The organism is Lentzea miocenica (assembly GCF_033949945.1).
In the GTDB taxonomy this organism is placed as follows: domain Bacteria; phylum Actinomycetota; class Actinomycetes; order Mycobacteriales; family Pseudonocardiaceae; genus Lentzea; species Lentzea miocenica.
In genome coordinates this window covers 1-748 of the sequence record NZ_JAXAVW010000106.1, presented here as the reverse complement: position 1 = coordinate 748, position 748 = coordinate 1, and the positions used below count along the sequence as shown (strand labels likewise).

The 748-nt window shown below is 64.4% G+C and carries 1 protein-coding gene and 1 pseudogene; both read left to right on the top strand.

Annotated elements, in window-relative coordinates; genetic code table 11:
• Positions 1-367, top strand: a pseudogene (locus SK803_RS46405) (transcriptional regulator); the annotation flags it as partial.
• Positions 364-714, top strand: coding sequence for a signal peptidase I (locus SK803_RS46400; protein WP_319972649.1), 351 nt, complete (start codon positions 364-366; stop codon positions 712-714). The pseudogene SK803_RS46405 and the gene SK803_RS46400, both read left to right, overlap by 4 nt.
• Positions 715-748 lie beyond the last annotated feature (34 nt).

The window sequence follows — 748 nt, the reverse complement described above, 5'->3', positions numbered from 1 at the left end:
GGACCCCATGCACCCGAGCCGACTCTCCGAGCCGATGCGCTGGCTACTGGCCGAACCCGGCCGCCTTCGCATGGAGTGCACAGGCTTCGGCCTGAACCTCGTGAGCGGCAACTTCGAGTTTGCCAGCTTCATCGTCATCGAAGACGAGGAGTTCTGGACGCGCTACGGCGGAGACGTCCAAGCCAACTGGGAAGCGTCCCGTCTGCACCAGTATTCCAGCCGCGACGCGGAGCTCCTGGACGAACTCGTGAACGATGTAGCTTGGAGCAACGAAGGGCTCTTCGCCCTTCTGCAGGGCCTGCGCCGCCTCCGCGAAATCGGCGGCACCCGCGTAGACCTGCCAGAGATCGAATGGGAGATCAGGTGACCGCCAACTGGCAAGCCGGCAACGCCGCGGACGACAGCACGGAGACCCGCGGCTGGCTGGTCGGACACTTCATCGACCCGTCGATCGGCGTCCGCTCTCAGAAGGATGTCGAAGTGAAGTGGGGCACGCACCCCGCTGGCGACAAGCGTCCGGATTGGACTGCCGACGACCAGCGCACGACGCTGGTTCTGTTGGTAGAAGGCAACTTCCGCGTGGACACCACCGATGGAAGCAAGACCATGACCCGTCAGGGCGACTACATCATGTGGGGTCCAGGCGTCGACCACTCGTGGGAAGCCCTCGCGGACTCGATCGTCATGACCGTCCGCTGGCCGTCACAGACCTGACAGCTCGAAGTTCGGCAGCTTCACCCGCGAGCCG